Below are 19,336 nucleotides of genomic sequence, written 5' to 3' on the forward strand. Positions count from 1 at the left end.
TCACAAGTGATGCAATAAGAAGTCAAACTCTTTTTTTACCAACCATTAACAATTCTGTTTGATGCAAACGATAATTAGAATAGAGGGAATTCCCTCAATATATCCAACTGAAGGAGACAGGCAAATGAATAGAGTATGGACGAAAGCATCGGCTATTCTATTGGTAGTGGTATCCCTGATGTTCAACGGAACGTACGCGCTCGCAGCTTCAGCAACATCAACGTATATCGTTATGTTTCAACAAGCAACCTTGGTATCCAACGATCACGTAGGCAACGAATGGGCCATTGCTGCCAAGGTGGCAGGTCAATCCATTAGTGAAGGTAACAGTGTAAAGGTGAAGGTCAAATCGGGTGGCAGCATAAAGCTGTATGCGTACGCTGAGGAACAAGACAAAATTCCTGATGAAGGCGAAGCCACCAAGAATGTAAAGGTCTCCTCGGTTTCTGCCAAAGGTTCTACCGTTAAGTTAAGAGTGACGGTTACTGAAAACCGTGGACGTTATTCAGGTCATCAAGCCGTTTGGGAATTTACGTATAAGATTAAGAAACAATAATAGAATGCTAAAAAAAGACCGTCACTCCCCAGGAGCGGCGGTATTCGCTTTTACAAGTCGCTGTAACTGGGCACATACCATTTCGGTATATAGGTTTGAAAGTAATTATACGCTTCCAAAACCTCTTCAGCTCGTTGCACCATATCGTCTACCTCTTCTTTGCCAAATGGAATGGCCCAGTGAATCGATGAAAGCTGATTGCTTGCAATATACAGAGCCATTAATCTAAAAAATAAATCAGGTACATGGTTATTAAAATAACCGTGGATACGGCCCGAAGCGAATAAAGGACTTAATGCTGCACACCAGGTAATTCTATTGAATTCCTCCCAAGGATCACCATAATCCATTCTATTAAAATCGATGATACCCAGTTCACCAGATGGGGTAACCACCATATTGCCCACATGATAATCCCCATGCTGAAAAGTCTGGGGACGATTTTCTAATAGATGGCGGTTTTTCTCAATAAAGCTTATGGCTTGATCTGCTCCCTTTAGGGGAATACCACATGACTTATAGTTTGTAATATATCTGTTGATTTTGGCATTATAATGTTCAGCCCATGGGACTCGATCTTGCTCCGCATGAATCTCATGCATTTTTTTTAGTGCATCTCCTGCCTGAACTCCGAGTTGATACTGTTGTGCTGCGGTAAACGTGGGGATAATCTCTTCAGCATCTTTCCCTTCGATCCAGGTGAACAGAGAATACACAGATTGACCATCATGACAAATCCCAAATTCAAGCGGCCGGGACATTAACAGATTCTCCACGTGATTCAGCTTTGTTACAGCTTCAAACTCGCGTTTCTTTTTATCATAATGAACCATATTCGCCATTCTTAGCAGCAAGTCCCTACTGTCAGTAGTTTGAATATAATATTTTTTATCACTGGACCAGCCTTTATGAATCTCTTCCACACTGCTCCACGTGCTGGCACCCGGTATTTCACTAAAGAGTTGATTCACGCTCATCCCCCCACGTTAAGATAGCCTTACTTACTACATATGCTTTCCATAGTTTACCTTTGAAATGACAGAGGAATCAATCTTCTTCCAGGAAAAACTCAAATAAAAAAGGCTGAAAAGACAAGTCGTCTCTTCAACCTCAATATTCACTGAGTTGCCATCGTGAACACCCATCACTAGTATTGTCAAATCAGTAAGAATAAGAAAACTCATGTTTAAATTCGTCTACCCGTTGAATGGTTTTCAGAATATTGCGACCTTCACGTGTGCCATCAATAATACGACGAGCTTGTTTACTATCCCCGATATTAATAACTTCTACTTGATGTTCTTTACCATATTCGAGCAAGCTGTCCATCAGCGGACTGTATGAACGCATACCCAAGCATACGAATCCAAGATCAAAAGGAATCTCAAACTCCTGTTCTCCATGCTTTACTTTGAAGCGGTCGCTACACACTTCTGTCAAAGCTGTTTCCGTATGGACGTTCACTTCCCGCTCCTCTACCATTTTCATCATGGAAATGCGAGTAATCATATCCAGGTCTTTACCCAGTAGCGGCATCATCTCAATGATGGAAACCTCTTGTGCTCCACGTTCTGCGTAATATTCGACGACATCCAGTCCCACAGCTCCGCCACCAACTACTGCAATGCGTTTACCTTCAAACTCCTGGAATTTTTCCATGTTGTGCAAAAGATCAAAGATGGAGAACACTTTTGTGCCCGGTTTGCCCAGTTGCTCATGTAAACCTGCAATTGGCGGAAGAAGTGGTGTGGCCCCCGTCGCATTGACAATAATATCAGGATTCAGAGCACTAATCATCGCTAAATCAGCTCGGGTCCCAGTAACAATGTTCAGATTGGTTAACTGCTTGGTGCGTTGAATCAGATAATCAGGGAAATCATTGATGCGTGTTTTGTCCGGCAAGCGGGCAATATCACGAGCCAAGCCGCCCAACTCTGGTTTCTCCTCAAAGAGGGTTACTTTGCAGCCTACTTCGGCTGCCGTACATGCTGCTTCCATGCCAGCAGTGCCCCCACCAATAACAACAACCTGAACATTATTTTTAACACGTTGTTTCCGGTATTCAGCTTCCTTGAACAGATCCGGATTTACCGTACAGCAAATCGGTTTACTTTTGGAGATACGATGATCGGCACAACCAATGTTGCAAGAGATACATTTTCTAAGCAAATGTTCGTAGCCGTTTTGCACTTTAAGCACCCAGTTCGGTTCTGCAATCAACCCTCTACCCATAGCCAGAAGATCAGCATCACCTCTCTCCAAAATATCCTGCGCAGCCTGTGGGCTCCGAATATTACCTGAGGTCATCGTGACCTTCCCGAATTTTTCTTTTACCGCTTTAGCCATATATGAGCGCCAACCATCCGGCAGGTTCATCCCGTCAATCTGGAACTGGATGGAATCATTCAAAGCAGCAGAAACGTTCAGAATATCTACCTCATCATTAAGGTACTCCAATAACTCAAGTGTATCTTCCAGTGTGTTCCCACCTTCTGTGAACTCTTCCGCGCTAAAACGTAAGCAAATAGGGAAAAATGGGCCCACCACTGAACGAATTTCATCAATGACTAATCTGGCAAAACGAGTACGGTTTTCTGCGCTTCCGCCAAATTCATCCGTGCGTTTATTATACATCGGTGAAAGAAACTGACTCAGCAAGTAGGAGTGTCCCGCATGAATTTCAACACAGTCAAATCCTGCTCGTTGCGCTCTTCCCGCTGCTTCTCCGTATTTGCGCACAATGGCGTAAATTTCTTCTTTTTGCAGAGGTCTTGGAATGGCTCCGCCCTTTTTAGAAGGAATATTCGAAGAAGATACAGGCTGAACTCCGTTCAGTCGTCCCGCATAAGCCGAAGCACCCGCATGGTTAATTTGTACAGAAACACAGGCTCCATAAGAGTGCAGGGCTTCTGTTAATCTAAACAGTCCGGGAATAAACTGATCGTTATCCATACGCAACTGGGTTGTTCCGTTTGTACCCATCGGGAAATCCAGACAAACATTTTCTACTGTTATCAAGCCGGTACCACCTTTGGCCCGTTGCACGTAATAGTCAATATGATCCTGAACAAAGCTTCCGTCCATGGCAGCAAAGTTAGTTCCCATCGGGGGCATAACAATCCGATTTTTCAAGGTCATGCGTCGTATGGTTAGAGGTTCAAAGATAGCAGGATAGTGGTTCATTGTTCTTCCTCCTTGCGAGTTTACAAATTTCATGTTCAAGCTTCCGTTAAAGCATTCTCATATGTGATTTTTTTCACTTTTGGGAATATCGAGATGTTATTGAGTACGATCATTCCTTATGACTTGATTTTATATCATCTAATCCATAAATTCTAATGCTATTTTATGTATCGAATCATAGTTTCAGTCTATAGATTAACTGGATGTAGACACACAAAAGGAACAATCCTGTGAGGAATGTTCCTTTTGTGTGAAAAAATCATGCTTATATTCCGGACCATCTACCGATCCGTTTTTTTGAAACCGTTGGGTACACGCTCTAAAATCCCTTCCCTAACATATCTGTCCAGCAACCCACACATTGTGGCATATCCATTTTTTCTGAATAAAGGTACGTAGGCTGTGGCTTTAGGAGAGGTGTTCAGATATTTAAGAAAAAATCCTTCGTCGATCACCCGGGTATCGTAAATATAAGCCTCAATAGATGTATGCCGTTCTGGGTGATGCTCCCCAATATTCATAAACAGACAATGATCACCATGCAAATCAGCTGACCATATTCCATCAATAATCAAGTCTGTTTCTTCCTGTTTCAGCCATTCAAACTGAGTTGGGAACGGATCATACTCAGAAGGTCTGATTTGGTGGGTTTCGATAGCCATTCGTTCACATAAACGCTGAGCAGATAATGTGTATTCGTCCCACAATCCCAGAATAGCCATATCTCTTTCACGCGAGTATTCCCACTCTTGGTCTTCTTCTGTCGAAGTTGTGAACTGTGCGAGCGATGGGTCTATAGCCTTACGCCTCATTGCCATTTTCCTTCCTCCTATCCATCACTAAAAGTATTCCATTCAGAAACCAAAAATCCCCTGCCCGAAAAGCCGGGTGAGTCCAATGAAAGGAAACACCTCAGCTTGACGTCAAGGGAGACTTGTCTATCCGTATAAAGATTATACTTTTAGATCGCCATCATAGGTGGCAATCATATTGTACAGTTCAGGACGACGGTCACGGAAAATGCCCCATTCAATCCGTCCTACTTCCAGCTCATCCAGGTCAAATTCAGCAGTAAGCACTTCCTCATCGGTACGACCCGCTTCTGCGATCTTGTTACCTTGATGCCCGGCAATAAAGGATGAACCGTAGAATGTAATACTGGAGTCTTCGTCTGTTTCAGTTCCGATCCGATTGGAAGCAATGACTGGGATCAGATTGGAAGCAGCATGACCCAGCATGCAAGTCTGCCAGTGATCTTTGGAATCAATGGCAGAATCCTGCGGTTCCGAGCCAATAGCTGTCGGATAGAACAAAAGTTCTGCGCCCATAAGCGCCATACAGCGGGCCGCCTCAGGATACCATTGATCCCAGCACACGCCTACCCCAATTTTAGCATAACGTGTATTCCATACTTTAAAACCGGTATCGCCCGGATTAAAATAAAATTTTTCCTCATACCCAGGACCGTCTGGGATATGACTTTTGCGGTATTTACCCAGCACTTCACCATCTGCATCAATTACAGCAAGACTATTGTAGCGTGCGTAGTTTTTCTTTTCATAAAAACTGATTGGCAGCACAACCTGTAATTCTTTGGCGATCTTTTTAAAATGGTTAACCGCCTTGTTGTGCTCCAGCTCAGTTGCATATGAATAATAATCAGACTTTTCCTTCTGACAGAAATATGGAGTCTCGAACAACTCCTGCAGCAAAATAATTTGTGCGCCCTGCGCAGCCGCTTCACGAACTAGCTTCTCTGCTTTGCTTATATTTTCTTCGATATTGGTAGAGCAGCTCATTTGAGTCGCTGCCACTTTTACTTTTCTCACTTTAGTCCTCCTTTTAGATGTTATATCGTTCAACGCTTTACAGCAGGCATCTGCTGGGTCGTACAGTGTACGTTACCGCCTTCACGGATGACCGCCATACCGTCTACAGTACGAATGGTACGATCTTGAAATACATTTGCCAGCACTTGCTCAGCTGCAAGATCGCTCTTAGCGGCAGTGCCGCCAAACACTGGCAAAATGATACCGCCATTCACAAAGTAGAAGTTAATATAGCTCAGTGTCAATCGGCTGTCTTCATAATCCACACGCGGCGGCTGACCGATCCGAATCACTTCCAGCTTACGGCCTTGGGCATCCGTTGCTTGCTCCAGAATACGCAGATTTTCCTGCGTGATTTCGTAATTTTCATCCTCAGGATCATCACATACTTGCATAATGACCTTGCCAGGAGCTGCAAAGCAAGCAATATTGTCCACATGGCCATCTGTTTCGTCGCCACTAAGACCACGTTTTAGCCAAATTATTTTCTCTACACCTGTATACTCACATACATACCGTTCAATTTCTTTTCTGCTTAATTCCGGATTTCGGTTGGAATTGAGCAAACACTCTTCGGTTGTAATCAGTGTGCCTTCGCCATCTACGTGCAGTGAGCCGCCTTCCATCACAAGCGGTGCATCAAACCGTGGAACTCCAAGTTTGTCCAAAATTTGCGGCGCAACCTGGTCATCCAGGTCCCATGGAGCGTATTTACCACCCCAGGCGTTAAACTTCCAGTTTACACCTGCCAGCTGACCACGCTCGTCTGTGAGAAAAGTAGGGCCATTGTCACGCAGCCACGCATCGCTGTGTTCAATCGGCAGCAGTTCTACACGTTCCCCAAGTTCAAGCGCCTTAACGCTCTCCAGATCATCCGGATTTACGACCACAGTAACTGGTTCAAATTCCGCCATGGCGCGTACAATTCCAGCATAGCCCTTGCATACATCAGCATGCATATTCGGGTAAACCATTGAAGATTTTACAGGCCAAGAAATATACGTGCGTTCATGTGGCGCCCATTCAGGCGGCATCTTATAATGTGAATCCTTAATTTGCATGTATTGAAGCTCTCTTTCTTTTTCATAATGTAGACTCCGCTCCTATCATACAATAATATGATCTTTGTCTCAATCGAAGCGGAAAAGTTTTAATCATTTACATTTACATTTGAGAAAATTACTTCGAAAACGCGATTGCTTTCACCGTATTCCCATCAAAATCCTTCACAGTGAAATGTGCTCCATCCAGTACACCGTAAGAGGATGGATAGTTTTCTTTTGGCAGCGAGATCGAACCGGGGTTCAGTATAAAGACCCCATTTTCCACATCCGCTACCGGAATATGAGTATGTCCCTGGATGAACACATCTCCCGCTTCCAGTGGTGGTAAATTTCCGATACTAAAGCCATGTCCGTGCGTGACATAGATTCTCCGTCCTTCATGGTGCAACAAAGCATAATCACCCATCATAGGAAACTCAAGTAGCATCTGATCCACCTCTGCATCGCAATTCCCGCGCACAGAAACCGCAATATGGGACTTGTACTTATTCAGCAGAGCGGCCACTTCTGCCGGATTATACCCTTCTGGTAACGGATTACGTGGTCCGTGGTACATATAATCTCCGAGCAAGACAAGACGATCGGCTTTCTCCTCCCTGAACTTTTCCAGTGCCAATTGCAACCAGTGCAGCGAGCCGTGAATATCTGAAATAAACATCAATTTCATGATTGTTCTTTCCTTTCTGAATAGGCTAAAAAACATTCCACTTAAGTACATTATTGCATTATTACCTGAACAAATCTGTGCAAAAATTTTCTCTCGTTTGATAATACTCTTTTAAGAAAATAAACTACAGCTCCGAGTGAGCTGTAGTTTATTGTTAGTTCCTTTTATACTTGTACTTATCATCTTCGGTGATTTTACGGATTACCGTGCAAGGGTTTCCAGCAGCAATCACACCAGAAGGGATATCTTTGGTAACGACACTTCCTGCACCGATAATGGAGTTATCGCCTATAGTAACACCAGGCAGAACGCTGACATTACCACCGATCCACACATTATTGCCGACTGTAATTGGAAATGCAATCTCCAATCCCTCATTACGTTGTTCTACATCAAGAGCATGACCCGCAGTATAAAATCCGCAGTTAGGAGCAACGAACACATGATCACCAAAAACGATTTTTGCCCCATCAAGCATAACTAGATTATGGTTACTATAGAAATCTTCACCGATTTCAATGTTATAGCCATAGTCACATACGAAAGGTTGCTCAATCAAGAATCTATCAGTTGTTTTCCCGAGTAAAGTTTTGATGAGTGTTTCTCGTTCTTCGATATTTTTAGGATGGAGCTGATTATATTCGTGGCAGAGAACTTTAGCGTGCAAACGTTCTTCAATTAACTCTTCATCATAATTAGCATTGTATAGGAGTCCAAGTTGTGATTTTTCTTTTTCTGTCATGTCCATCCTCGCTTTGCTTATTTAGATACTGAATTCATATTTCTTTTAGAGCTTCATTGTAGGGTTTCACATGCTTAATCTTCAAAGCTGAGAAACTATTTACATGCATATTTCTATTAAATTACCTTCTGGATCTTTAATTACGCTTTCATAATAGCCGTCACCTGTCAATCTTGGGTAGCCTACTACTTCGTATCCTGCATGCATGAGCTGCTCTGTCTTTTCATTCACGAGTACTTTACTTCCTACGGAAAATGCCACATGAGCCCAGCCCGTAATATTGATCTGTGGGGTATGATCCACTCCCGTTTTACGCATAACCTCTAACCTTGCTCCATCCTCAAAGGTGATAAAATAGGACTCAAATCCCTTTGTAGCGTTATAATATTTATCGTTAGATTTTCCATCAAAATATTGCTCGTAAAAGCTCTTCATCTTCTCTATGTCTTTCACCCAGATCGCTACATGCTCAATCTTCATTATTTCCCTCCTTCTGAAGCCTTCATCATGAAAAAACATTTAATTTATGCTGGGCTCAATTTTTAGCATAGTTATTATTAACGTTTTAATAAGTCATAATATATCTCAGTAATTCATTTTTGTCCACTCAATTTATCAAATACTCATAAATATCACTTACGAATCATCATGACTAATACCTCTAAAAAATTAGCGACCGCTTTCTCGTAAAAGAGTAGAAGCGGTCGCTACGTAAAACAAACCTTCATTATATAATTAAAACTTAATCACTTGTTTTTATAAATTAACGTTTCAAGCTTTCACCGTTCGTAGCAATAACTTCTTTGTACCAATGGAACGATTTCTTCGGATATCTTTCAAGTGTACCGCTGCCATCATCATGACGGTCTACGTAAATGTAGCCATAACGTTTTTTAAGCTGAGCGGTCGATGCGCTGACAAGGTCAATACATCCCCAAGACGTATAGCCCAAAACCTCTACTCCGTCCTCAATAGCTTCTCCAACTTGAACCAAATGATCATTCAGGTAGTTGATCCGGTAGTCATCTTCAACCGTTTTTTCGCCTTTTTCATTCGTGATCAGTTCATCAACGGCGCCCAGGCCATTTTCAACGATGAATAGTGGTTTTTGGAAGCGATCATAGAACGTATTCAAGACATAACGCAGACCTTGCGGATCAATTTGCCAGCCCCACTCACTTGCCTCGAGATGCGGATTGATGACACCACCAAGGATGTTACCTTCACCTTTGACTTTTTTAGCTTCGTCAGCTGTCTCACAAGTACTCATATAATAGCTGAACGAGATAAAATCAACGGTATGCTTCAAATCTTCGGCATCACCTGGTTCAAAGTGAATAGAAATTCCGTTTTCTTTAAAGAAACGTTTCATGTAACCTGGGTATTGACCTCTTGCATGAATATCGGCAAATGCCATGTTTCTGTGATCAAATTCCATCGCAGCAATCACATCGTCCGGATTAGGTGTCAGCGGATAAGTAGGCATACTCAGCACCATACAGCCAATTTTGAAATTAGGGTTGATCTGATGACCGATTTTTACCGCTCTTGCACTCGCTACAAGCTCATGGTGAATAGCTTGATAAAGATCTTGCTCACTAAGTTGATCTTTTGGTGTGCTAATTCCTCCACTCATGAATGGTGCTTCAAGAATGGAGTTGATTTCATTGAAAGTCAACCAGTATTTAACTTTATCTTTGTATCGATTAAATACAGTTGTAGCATAGCGCTCATAAAAATCAACAAGCTTACGGTTTACCCAACCATCGTATTCTCTGGACAAATGTAAAGGTGTTTCATAGTGAGATAATGTAACGAGTGGCTCAATTCCATATTTGTGAAGTTCATCAAACAAATCATCATAAAATTGCAAGCCTTTTTCGTTAGGCTCCAGTTCGTCACCTTTAGGGAAAATACGTGACCATGCGATAGAAGTACGGAACACTTTGAAGCCCATTTCCGCAAAAAGTTTGATATCTTCTTTATAATGATGATAAAAATCAATACCGATCAATTTCATGTTATCTTCTGTTGGTACATCCGTTACGGGCCCCCAACCACCACGAGGAGTTACATCCTGAATGGACCAGCCTTTTCCATCTTCTTGATAAGCACCTTCGAGCTGATTAGCAGCAACTGCTCCGCCCCACAGGAAATCTTTTGGAAACTGTGTACTCATATTTTCTCCGCCTTTGCTGATGTTTTTCATTAACTAGGATAGAAATACGTTACCTCTATGCTAATGTGTTATAAATAACTTCTAATTGGATCTTAAGGTTTGTAACGCGTTTCATGTCAAGTATTATTTTAAAAACTTCCAAAGCTTATAATTGTATTATCTCCAATAATTACTCCCATATTTATAACTCTTCTATTATTGAGTAAAATGACTATTCTTCAAATGGCGGATCTACATGAATATCTCTATCGGGTTCAGTGCTTACCCAGCGTGTAAAGATAACCTGAAAGCCGGCTCGAGTCGGCGCGCAGGCAAAAGGACCCGCCTGTTGTCCCGTTTCATAAGGAAAACGTGCTACACGTACGGTGCGCCAGCTTTGATTTTCGGTTCGGGCTCTAATGATAACTGCATCCTGTAGCTGTGAAGCACGAATCGTCACATTTTTCCCTACCCAATCAGGTACAGGAGCTAATGACCAATCGGAATAGCCATCTGTGACTACGACTGCCAGTTGAGGAATTCCATCATTTAATTCGATCCCAGCTTTAATCCACTTTTGCTGTCCTTGATACAGCATTATACCGGCCTGATCGTAGAGCTCCGTAAATGAGCCTAATTGAAACGTGACTTCGATGGCAGAGCCTTCTTCCCAGTCTGTAAGCAGGGAATGTCCGCTACTGCGTTCAAATCCATACAAAGTTTTTTCCCAGTAGTCGCTTCCTTCTCTGGTTTCAACTTTAAGGAACTGGTCTTCTTCTATGGATGATACAGGGTGATTAGTCCATGTCCCTGTAGTCCATGCAATCGATTTTTGAGTCATTAATCTCATCCTCTCATTCTTTATTTGAACAATGCCCTACTTCCTTTTCTCCACCAATTGCAGATTGTACGTCAGACTTTCAAGGGTCACCGAAATCAACCCACGCATGTATTCATCATGCGTATCGTTTTTCACAAAAATCTCGGGCATATGTTCTTTAGGTACATCTTTTAGACAGCCGTTATAAATATCGTCCAACAGAGTCGACTTGGATAACTCTCCAGTCAAAGCGATAGATACAGGATCTATAATCGCAATAATGGAAGTTATCGTTTTGATCGCCAAAGGAACAAATCCCTCTGTGCTATTTAACTGTTTAAGCTGTTCCTCTCTTGTTAAATCAAAGGGTAAGAAGGAAACCTCCCCCGCAAATTTGGTATTTCCTTTTAACAAATGTCCATCGACAATAAAACCCGCGCCGGGGAAATTGTCTTTGGGAAACGTAACAATAGCAAAGGTTTTATCCTCATCATAATTCTGCATGTTATAAAATCCGTAAACTGTCAAATGCATATCATTTTCAATGGTAACTTCTAATCCGTATTTATCTTGAAGCCGAGGACCTACAGGGACTCCTATGAGCAGGTCGAGATCACAAACATCGATAATCCCTTGATGAACAACCCCGGGGATACCAATCCCAATGGCTTTGACGTTTCCATAGTTATTAATCAGCTCTCCAATTTGGGTTTCTATGACCTCATAATCAATATGAGGCACATTGGAAGTATTCTCGATGATGATATCACCAAGCAAATTGGCAACAGCATAAGTAAGAGAATGTATACCGCCTTCCGTTTTCACATTTAAACAGATAATATAAGAATAGTCAGCGTTATATTTGTAACGTCTAGCCGGACGTCCGCCATTCGACTCTTCCAATTCCGTCTCTAATACTTCCCCGGTTTGAAGAAGCTCATTCAGAATATTTCCGCAGGTTGCCACACTAAGACCTGTGATACTGGCTATGGATGACTTGGTTGCATATTCCTTGGATTTCAGTGTGTTTTTAACTAACTCTACATTAATTTGTTTAACCCGAATGGTATTATTGGAGACTGGTTGTATTTGAATACACTCCTTTTCCAGTATTTATTAAAAGGTTTATAATAAGTTGTAATATAACGCTCTGCCTGCAAAAAGTCAATTTGTACACGTCTTCCTCTTCTCTTCGATCATCATGCTATACTAGAAATAAGAATCAAATTTTTAGTGCGCATCTTTGCGATGAAACTAAGTGAAATTGGGGGGATTCTGTTGTCTGCTATTGAGTATATAGCAATAATCGCGTTGCTCCTCTCCGTCATACTTTTAATTAAGGTCTACAGCCTTCAATCTCGGCTTAATGACTTGAAATCCGACGTGGAGCGTCTTGAAAATCGTTCAGGAATACAAGGCACATCGCTGTCAGGTACCATCGCTGCCACTCCTCCACATATTCTAGATGCAGGAGCTTCAGAAGATATCAATGAAAGGTTGCTCCTGCTAATTAGGGAAGGAAAAAAGATTCAAGCCATAAAAGAGCTGAGAACCGCTAAGAATCTTTCCCTTAAGGATGCAAAGGATTATGTCGATCACTTGGAAAAACTCTAAAGAAAGGAAGAAATAAGATGAGTGCCAGCAAAACAAACGCCATGCGCATATTGGACGGGCAACATATACAATACAATATTTTGAGTTATGATCATCAAGATGGAAAAATAGACGGGATGAATGTGGCTGAGAAAATCGAGAGAGCCCCGGAAATGGTTTTCAAAACTTTGGTTGCACACAGCAAACAAAATCTGTTTGTTTTTGTAATTCCTGTACATAAAGAGCTTGATCTCAAAAAAGCAGCCAAATCCGCCGGAGAGAAAAAAATTGAAATGCTTCCAGTTAAGGATTTGCAAAAGTATACGGGATATATTCGCGGTGGCTGCTCCCCCATAGGAATGAAAAAGCTCTACCCTACTTTTATCGACCAGCCTGCATTGGAACTGGAAGCCATCGTTGTGAGCGGTGGGAAAATTGGGACCCAACTGGAGTTGAGTCCACACGATTTAGCTCAAATCATTCAGGCACAGTTTACAGATCTGACGCATACAGCATAAAACTCACCACATGATCATAAAATCTTTATGCGTATTTTCTCTTATCCCATGCTTCATCAAGCTTCAACCTGGAGAGGAAGATCTAATGATGCATAATGATTGCCCGAAAAATGCAAGAATCCCCCAACCCATCAGAAGTGATGGTGCTGGGGGTATCGACAAGGGTCCACGTGATGTGATGAGGGATCTACAGAATCCCGATATGCTGGTTCCCCCTGTAACGGACAATGGTCTCATTCCAAATATGAGATTTTCTTTTTCTGATGCTCATATGCAGCTTAATCATGGTGGGTGGTCAAGAGAAGTAACGGTAAGGGAATTACCTATTGCTACTACCCTTGCAGGGGTGAATATGAGTTTGACACCGGGTGGTGTACGTGAGCTTCACTGGCATCAGCAGGCGGAATGGTCATATATGCTGTTGGGAAGTGCTCGCATTACGGCAGTTGACCAAAATGGACGTAATTTTATTGCTGATGTGGGTCCTGGGGATCTCTGGTATTTTCCTCCTGGCATTCCGCACTCTATACAGGGGCTTGAGGATGGGTGCGAATTTTTGCTGGTTTTTGATGATGGCAGTTTCTCCGATCTGAACACCCTATCCATCTCGGATTGGTTCGCACATACTCCCAAAGACGTACTTTCTGCAAATTTTGGTGTACCAGAAGCTGATTTTGCAGCGATTCCTCAAGATCAAGTATACATCTATCAGGATTCCGTTCCCGGTTCAATTCAAAGCCAAGCGGTTCCCTCTCCTTACGGGACATTGCCCCAATCCTTCAAGCATGAATTACTAGCCCAGCCCCCAATCAAAACGCCGGGCGGAAGCGTACGAATCGTTGACTCCTCCAATTTTCCGATTTCCAAAACCATCGCAGCTGCCCTTGTTGAGATTGAGCCCGGAGCCATGCGAGAAATGCACTGGCACCCCAATAATGACGAATGGCAATACTATCTGACAGGGCAAGGACGGATGACTGTCTTTGGTGGTAATGGCGCGGCCCGCACATTTGATTTTAGAGCCGGTGATGTCGGATATGTGCCTTTTGCTTATGGTCATTACATTCAAAATACTGGCTCTAGCTCACTATGGTTTCTTGAAATGTTTAAAAGTGACCGTTTTGCGGATGTTTCCTTGAATCAATGGATGGCTCTCACGCCAACAGAACTGGTTCAGAGTAATTTACATGTAGGTACTGATGTGATCTCTAATTTACGAAAGGTAAAATGGCCCGTCGTCAAGTATCCAGGCTATTCTTTTTACCCAAAGGGTAATCTCTGAAGAACTGGGTGAGCGTGCGTCTTGTTCGTGCTCTCAGAAAAAAAAGCATATCCTCATTCATTTCTCACGGCTTTCTAATGTGAATTTAATTATCTCCGGGTATATTGAAGCAAATGCTTTTTTCAAAAAAATTACTGTTATAATTCGGGGAGTGAGAAATGAAAGATGCAAAAAATTGCACAAATCACGGCTTTTTTTTGGATTATGAAGATTTGCGCTACTACGCTGGGTGAAACTGCGGGTGACTTATTGTCACAAACCCTTAATGTAGGCTATGCCATTAGTTCCATGATTTTGTTTAGTGTTTTTTTAATTAGTCTTATTTTTCAACTTTCTTCTAAGAAGTACCATCCATTTCTTTATTGGACTGTAATTCTTACAACGAGCACTGCTGGCACGACCATGTCAGACTACATGGATCGTAGCCTAGGGTTGGGTTATGCAACGGGATCATTCATTTTAGTATGTATATTGTTAGCCATTTTTTCATTTTGGTATTTTAGTGAGCGATCATTGAACGTCAATAATATTACTACACGGAAAGTTGAAGTAATCTATTGGATTGCCATCTTGTTCTCAAACACTTTAGGTACTGCTTTAGGTGATTTTTTGGCGGATAGTTCCGGCCTCGGATTTGTAGGAGGAGCAGTTTTAATAGGGAGCTTGCTGGGGATTATTCTATTATTAACTTATTTTACAAATGTCTCACGAGTATTTCTCTTCTGGCTAGCTTTTGTATTAACACGTCCTTTTGGAGCGACATTTGGAGACCTTCTTACCAAATCACACGCAAAGAGAGGATTGGATTTAGGTACGATGGGATCTTCGCTGGTACTGGTTACAATTCTTATAGCTTTAATTATCTACACTACTCTAAATGCTTCTAAAATGAAACAATCACCGGAGTTAAACGCAAGTTAATCATTAAGATATAGGCCCTCGACTTTAGCCGAGCCTATATCTTTTTTAGCATTGTCTGTTCACAATATAGTAATTCGTATCACTATTCCTCATCAGTCTCTAATCTAGATTTAAATTATCTAGGTTTTTTCACATGTAGTTCTCACTATCGATTCATGTTCTTTATGTACACTGCTCAGTAGGAACAAGCATTTAATAAGGTTCCTTAGTTCATGAGGAGGATTAGAAATGAAAAAAGAGAACTCATTCATTAGTTTGCAAATGCTGAACAAGGTGCCGGTGATCACCATTTTCTTTTGGATCATTAAGATTATGACGACTACCGTGGGAGAAACAGCCGCTGACTTTCTTAACTTTAATTTGCACTGGGGGTTGACTCGTACAACTTTGATCATGGTTGTTCTGTTACTTGTCACACTTCTATTTCAGTTTAGGTCACGCAAATATATACCCGGAATCTACTGGCTCGTGGTGACTCTCATCAGCGTAGTGGGCACGCTCGTTTCAGATAACCTTGTGGATCATATTGGGATCTCGCTGCAAGTAACCACAACCGTCTTTGCACTAGCTCTTCTGGTGACTTTCACGCTATGGTATGGGAGTGAGAAAACATTATCCATTCATTCTATTTACACAACCAAACGGGAAATATTCTACTGGGCAACGATATTCTTTACTTTTGCCTTGGGTACAGCAGCTGGTGATCTCATATCAGAGGGTCTTGACTTAGGTTATTGGAGGTCAGCGCTTATGTTCGCGTCACTGATTGGTATTTTAGCGTTTGTCCGCTATCAGTTTAAATTTAATGCTGTGTGGTCATTCTGGATGGCATACATCGTGACCCGGCCTCTCGGTGCCTCACTTGGGGATTATCTGTCACAATCTCACACCGATGGCGGACTTGGTCTAGGTACGGCTGGAACCAGCATGATTTTTCTTGTAATTATTTTAACCTTGGTGATTTACTTAACGAAATCTGAAAAAGGTCAAACCCAACCATCATAATCAACACAATGTAGCCTATCTTTTTGTATCCTCATTACTGGAACGGACTTATTTACATGCCTCAACATATAGTGTAGAAAATTTCTGTAGAGGGGCTAGGCATGTGAAGCAGTTTGATATCAAACTCGTCTTGTTTCAGAGAGATTATTTTGTACGAAAAAGAAGAGTGTTCAACCGTGTACGCTTGATAAACCAAAATAAGATTAACTACCTTCTCTTTAGCAGTGTACTGGAGATTCTGGAGTATGATATTTTAAGGTCAAATCGGAAAGATCTGTCGGTTACAGACGGTTCCCAATTCCTTACCATCCCAAAACAAGGTCCTATAGCTCGAAGGGAAGGTGTCTCCTTTGAAATTGACCCTTTCCTTATCGTAAACAAACAGCGTTATCTAAGCTTCTCGTCGATCAACCGCTTATTCAACGTCGATCTTGATTTGAGCATGAAATCTAAACAGGTAACTATACGCCAGCCAGGGCGCTTTTTAATTACAGCCAAAGGGGATACCCTCAAGCTGCTCGCCAGATTGTTGAATACAACAGTCAAGCAGCTCTTATCCGTCAACAAGAATCTGAAAGAACCCATTATGCCCGGAACCAAAGTAAGGATACCTACCATCCGCTTTAATAAAGCTCCCTCTTTCCAAGCATCACGTAAAAAAAAGGTGAAGATCAAACAGAATCAGGAACTGGCACCCGCCATCATTGCTTTGGGTAGACAACTGAGGGGAACACCATATATGTTCGGTGCTGGTCCCTATCCAAGAAGTAAAAAATTCGATTGCTCTTCATATATACAATATATTTTTGGAAGAAACGGTGTAGCGCTTCCAAGAACAAGCCGTGCCCAGGCAGGAGCAGGCAGAAGCATTAATCAAAACCAGATCGAGTCCGGCGATCTCATCTTTTTTAGAAGAGACCGTTACTCTGATAACCGTATTGGCCATGTCGGCCTGGATATCGGAAACGGCCAAATGCTTAATACGTACAAGTCTCCACCGGGTGTTACTGTTACCTTTTGGAAAGATCCTTATTGGTTAACCCGGTACGTCACTGCAAGAGAAGTCTTATAAACGGTAATAAATTTTATAAATCCGCTGTACATGTATCTCCAGATGTCTGCGTGGTTTTGCACAAACTGCTCGAATGAGATCGGGAGGCGTCCAGTAACACGCTCCACCGTATCGGTTACTCGATCTTCACTTCCGTCTTCAAGTATCTTTTGATCCAATTCGGCAACATATCTGCATAGTCTTCAGGCATTCCTGCCTGCACCATCCCTGCTTTCAGTTCTTCATCAGACAATGAGATATGCTGGATCGCACGCCCGATAGCTTTTCCGACCATACTACCCACCTCTTGCTATGTCAACGACTGAGTCCCTGTAATGACATGAGCTGTATTATGGGGCTACACGTCTATAAGGGCTCTGATCAGTCGAGAAAAACTGTCTAACAAAAAAACACCGTATCGAAATACGATCAGATTGTCGAGAAACCCCGTCATTTTGAGACGTGGGTTTCTTTTTTACATCATAATGCTCTGGTCTCTGGAGAAGCAGGAGGGTTACCCCTGCTTCTCCAGGCGATCTAGGTGGATCGCCATCTTCTTCATGTTCTGCACGGCTGCCGTCATAAGGGCTTGTTCCCTGACGTTTGGAAGACCGCGCAAACGGCAATAGCGAAACCCATGGAGCTCTTTGGCATCCGCGAAGCTTCGCTCAATCGTCTCTTTTCGTTTGCGGTACAACTTTTTACCGGATGGGCTCAGCCGGTTGCTCCGTACCCACTCTTTGCTGTCTTCCCAGACATGCCGAGTCACCACTTTGCGGTGGTTTCGAGACTGGGTACACTGACTTAGCAGTGGGCAATGCTGGCACTGAGCTAGGTCAGAGGCATACTGCCGGTATCCCTTACGGTCCGTCGTTCGGTAGGGCAGTTCCTGTTGGGCTGGGCATCTACACACATTGCGTTTGGCATCGTATTCAAACTTCCATTTCGGAAACAGTCCTTGTCTGGGATGGAATCTTCGGTGAGCAATCACGGCAAAAATCTTTCGGTTCTGCAAACCTCGGCAAATCGGCGTTGTTAAATAACCTGAATCTAGTGCAACAGCTTCTACTTGAAAACCGAAACGTTCTCTTTGGCGATCCAAACGGGACAAATAGGGGACAGAATCATGTACATTTCCTGGCGTCACATGCACATCCGTAATCAGATTGTACTTCATATCCACCGTGCGGTGGTCCAGATAGAAGAAGCCTTCGGGCTTGCCTTCACGGATCATATAGCCGCTGTCCGGGTCTGTTTTGCTCACTTTACTTTCTTTTTCTTCGTTCACTTCCTCTCGGGATTTTAAGGCTTTTTTCCGTGGTTTTTCCGGTCATCCTTCACCGCTTCGTTAAGCTCGTCCATATAGTCTTTGGTATTGTGCAACACTTGTTCTTTGGTGTACTGGTGCCTGTTAGCATTGGCTTTGACGTGTGTGGAATCGGTGACGAGAACACGCCCACCCACCATTCGGTGAGAGATCGCCTGCAGCACAATTTCATTGAAGATATCTTGAAAGATCGTGGTGTCTTTAAAGCGAGTGCGACGATTCCAGCTAATCGTCGTATGGTCCGGAACTTTATCGGTTAAGCCTAGCCCCAGAAACCAACGATAAGCTAGGTTCGTATGAATTTCTCGCTCGAGTTGCCGTTCTGAGCGAATGCCTTAGAAATAACCGAGAAAGATCATTTTAAACAATACGGTAGGATCAATGGCAGGACGCCCGTTGTCCGCACAATACAGCGGGCTTACCTTCTCATGAATAAAGGAGAAGTCTATATAGGTATCGACTTTGCGAAGCAAATGATCTTGGGGCACCAGTTCTTCCAGGGAAACCAATTCAAAGGATTGTTGTCTGTCTCGATGAGATCGCAGCATATCAACACCGTCCGTTCTATACAATAGTTACCTATATTATACAACATTAACGCGGTGTCGTCTTAAATAAAA

General features: G+C 42.6%; 19 protein-coding genes and 1 pseudogene. 7 read left to right on the forward strand and 13 right to left on the reverse strand.

What is annotated here, in order from left to right; translation table 11 throughout:
• Window positions 1–124: 124 nt before the first annotated feature.
• The gene (locus tag ACQW03_RS25665) at window positions 125–556 is read left to right on the forward strand and encodes a hypothetical protein (protein ID WP_104495716.1); all 432 of its coding nucleotides are present in this window, start codon (window positions 125–127) and stop codon (window positions 554–556) included.
• 50 nt (window positions 557–606) lie between these two features.
• Here the strand turns inward: ACQW03_RS25665 and ACQW03_RS25670 are convergent, their stop codons facing one another.
• The 11 genes from ACQW03_RS25670 to ACQW03_RS25720 form a co-directional block, all read right to left on the reverse strand.
• The gene (locus ACQW03_RS25670) at window positions 607–1,527 is read right to left on the reverse strand and encodes an aminoglycoside phosphotransferase family protein (RefSeq protein ID WP_076294583.1); all 921 of its coding nucleotides are present in this window, start codon (window positions 1,525–1,527) and stop codon (window positions 607–609) included.
• A 190-nt stretch (window positions 1,528–1,717) separates the two neighbouring features.
• Window positions 1,718–3,739, reverse strand: a complete 2,022-nt coding sequence (locus ACQW03_RS25675) for an NAD(P)/FAD-dependent oxidoreductase (RefSeq protein ID WP_025721079.1) — start codon at window positions 3,737–3,739, stop codon at window positions 1,718–1,720.
• A gap of 281 nt (window positions 3,740–4,020) precedes the next feature.
• Window positions 4,021–4,557: a hypothetical protein gene (locus ACQW03_RS25680; RefSeq protein ID WP_441952701.1), complete on the reverse strand. Its 537-nt coding sequence runs from the start codon at window positions 4,555–4,557 to the stop codon at window positions 4,021–4,023.
• Window positions 4,558–4,692: 135 nt separating this feature from the next.
• Complete coding sequence (gene aguB / locus ACQW03_RS25685; protein WP_025721082.1) at window positions 4,693–5,568, reverse strand: N-carbamoylputrescine amidase; 876 nt, start codon at window positions 5,566–5,568, stop codon at window positions 4,693–4,695.
• A 29-nt stretch (window positions 5,569–5,597) separates the two neighbouring features.
• On the reverse strand, window positions 5,598–6,629 hold the full coding sequence (locus ACQW03_RS25690) for an agmatine deiminase family protein (RefSeq protein ID WP_441952703.1): 1,032 nt from the start codon (window positions 6,627–6,629) through the stop codon (window positions 5,598–5,600).
• Window positions 6,630–6,747: 118 nt separating this feature from the next.
• Window positions 6,748–7,299, reverse strand: coding sequence for a phosphodiesterase (yfcE, locus tag ACQW03_RS25695; RefSeq protein WP_441952705.1), 552 nt, complete (start codon window positions 7,297–7,299; stop codon window positions 6,748–6,750).
• A 154-nt stretch (window positions 7,300–7,453) separates the two neighbouring features.
• Window positions 7,454–8,041 carry a sugar O-acetyltransferase gene (locus ACQW03_RS25700; protein WP_441952707.1) on the reverse strand — a complete coding sequence of 196 codons (588 nt, stop codon included), beginning with the start codon at window positions 8,039–8,041 and terminating at the stop codon, window positions 7,454–7,456.
• Between the two features lie 99 nt (window positions 8,042–8,140).
• Entirely contained in the window at window positions 8,141–8,521 is a 381-nt protein-coding gene (locus ACQW03_RS25705) for a VOC family protein (protein WP_076294588.1), read from the reverse strand.
• 283 nt (window positions 8,522–8,804) lie between these two features.
• Window positions 8,805–10,220, reverse strand: coding sequence for a glycoside hydrolase family 1 protein (locus tag ACQW03_RS25710; protein WP_076294619.1), 1,416 nt, complete (start codon window positions 10,218–10,220; stop codon window positions 8,805–8,807).
• Between the two features lie 211 nt (window positions 10,221–10,431).
• Entirely contained in the window at window positions 10,432–11,040 is a 609-nt protein-coding gene (locus ACQW03_RS25715) for a DUF1349 domain-containing protein (RefSeq protein WP_013310225.1), read from the reverse strand.
• Between the two features lie 36 nt (window positions 11,041–11,076).
• Window positions 11,077–11,985 (reverse strand): ROK family protein, encoded by a 909-nt coding sequence (locus ACQW03_RS25720; protein WP_441952710.1) that lies wholly within the window; start codon window positions 11,983–11,985, stop codon window positions 11,077–11,079.
• Between the two features lie 282 nt (window positions 11,986–12,267).
• Here ACQW03_RS25720 and ACQW03_RS25725 point away from each other — a divergent pair, with 282 nt between their 5' ends.
• The 6 genes from ACQW03_RS25725 to ACQW03_RS25750 all read left to right on the forward strand — a co-directional run bounded on the left by ACQW03_RS25725 (window position 12,268) and on the right by ACQW03_RS25750 (window position 17,410).
• Window positions 12,268–12,633, forward strand: a complete 366-nt coding sequence (locus tag ACQW03_RS25725) for a ribosomal protein L7/L12 (protein ID WP_441952712.1) — start codon at window positions 12,268–12,270, stop codon at window positions 12,631–12,633.
• 17 nt (window positions 12,634–12,650) lie between these two features.
• Window positions 12,651–13,130, forward strand: a complete 480-nt coding sequence (ybaK, locus tag ACQW03_RS25730) for a Cys-tRNA(Pro) deacylase (RefSeq protein ID WP_258297975.1) — start codon at window positions 12,651–12,653, stop codon at window positions 13,128–13,130.
• Between the two features lie 88 nt (window positions 13,131–13,218).
• Window positions 13,219–14,412 carry an oxalate decarboxylase family bicupin gene (locus ACQW03_RS25735; protein ID WP_441952787.1) on the forward strand — a complete coding sequence of 398 codons (1,194 nt, stop codon included), beginning with the start codon at window positions 13,219–13,221 and terminating at the stop codon, window positions 14,410–14,412.
• 165 nt (window positions 14,413–14,577) lie between these two features.
• Entirely contained in the window at window positions 14,578–15,333 is a 756-nt protein-coding gene (locus tag ACQW03_RS25740; protein ID WP_441952715.1) for a COG4705 family protein, read from the forward strand.
• A 228-nt stretch (window positions 15,334–15,561) separates the two neighbouring features.
• The gene (locus ACQW03_RS25745) at window positions 15,562–16,338 is read left to right on the forward strand and encodes a COG4705 family protein (protein ID WP_441952717.1); all 777 of its coding nucleotides are present in this window, start codon (window positions 15,562–15,564) and stop codon (window positions 16,336–16,338) included.
• 103 nt (window positions 16,339–16,441) lie between these two features.
• Window positions 16,442–17,410, forward strand: coding sequence for an NlpC/P60 family protein (locus tag ACQW03_RS25750; RefSeq protein WP_441952719.1), 969 nt, complete (start codon window positions 16,442–16,444; stop codon window positions 17,408–17,410).
• Window positions 17,411–17,525: 115 nt separating this feature from the next.
• Here ACQW03_RS25750 and ACQW03_RS25755 read toward each other — a convergent pair whose 3' ends face one another.
• A complete protein-coding gene (locus tag ACQW03_RS25755; protein WP_441952721.1) occupies window positions 17,526–17,684 on the reverse strand; it encodes a hypothetical protein in 159 nt (52 codons plus the stop codon).
• A 219-nt stretch (window positions 17,685–17,903) separates the two neighbouring features.
• Window positions 17,904–19,264, reverse strand: a pseudogene (locus tag ACQW03_RS25760) (IS1182 family transposase).
• Between the last annotated feature and the right edge of the window lie 72 nt (window positions 19,265–19,336).

It is taken from the genome of Paenibacillus sp. DRB1-1, assembly GCF_052119485.1.
Taxonomy (GTDB): Bacteria; Bacillota; Bacilli; order Paenibacillales; family Paenibacillaceae; genus Paenibacillus; species Paenibacillus polymyxa_B.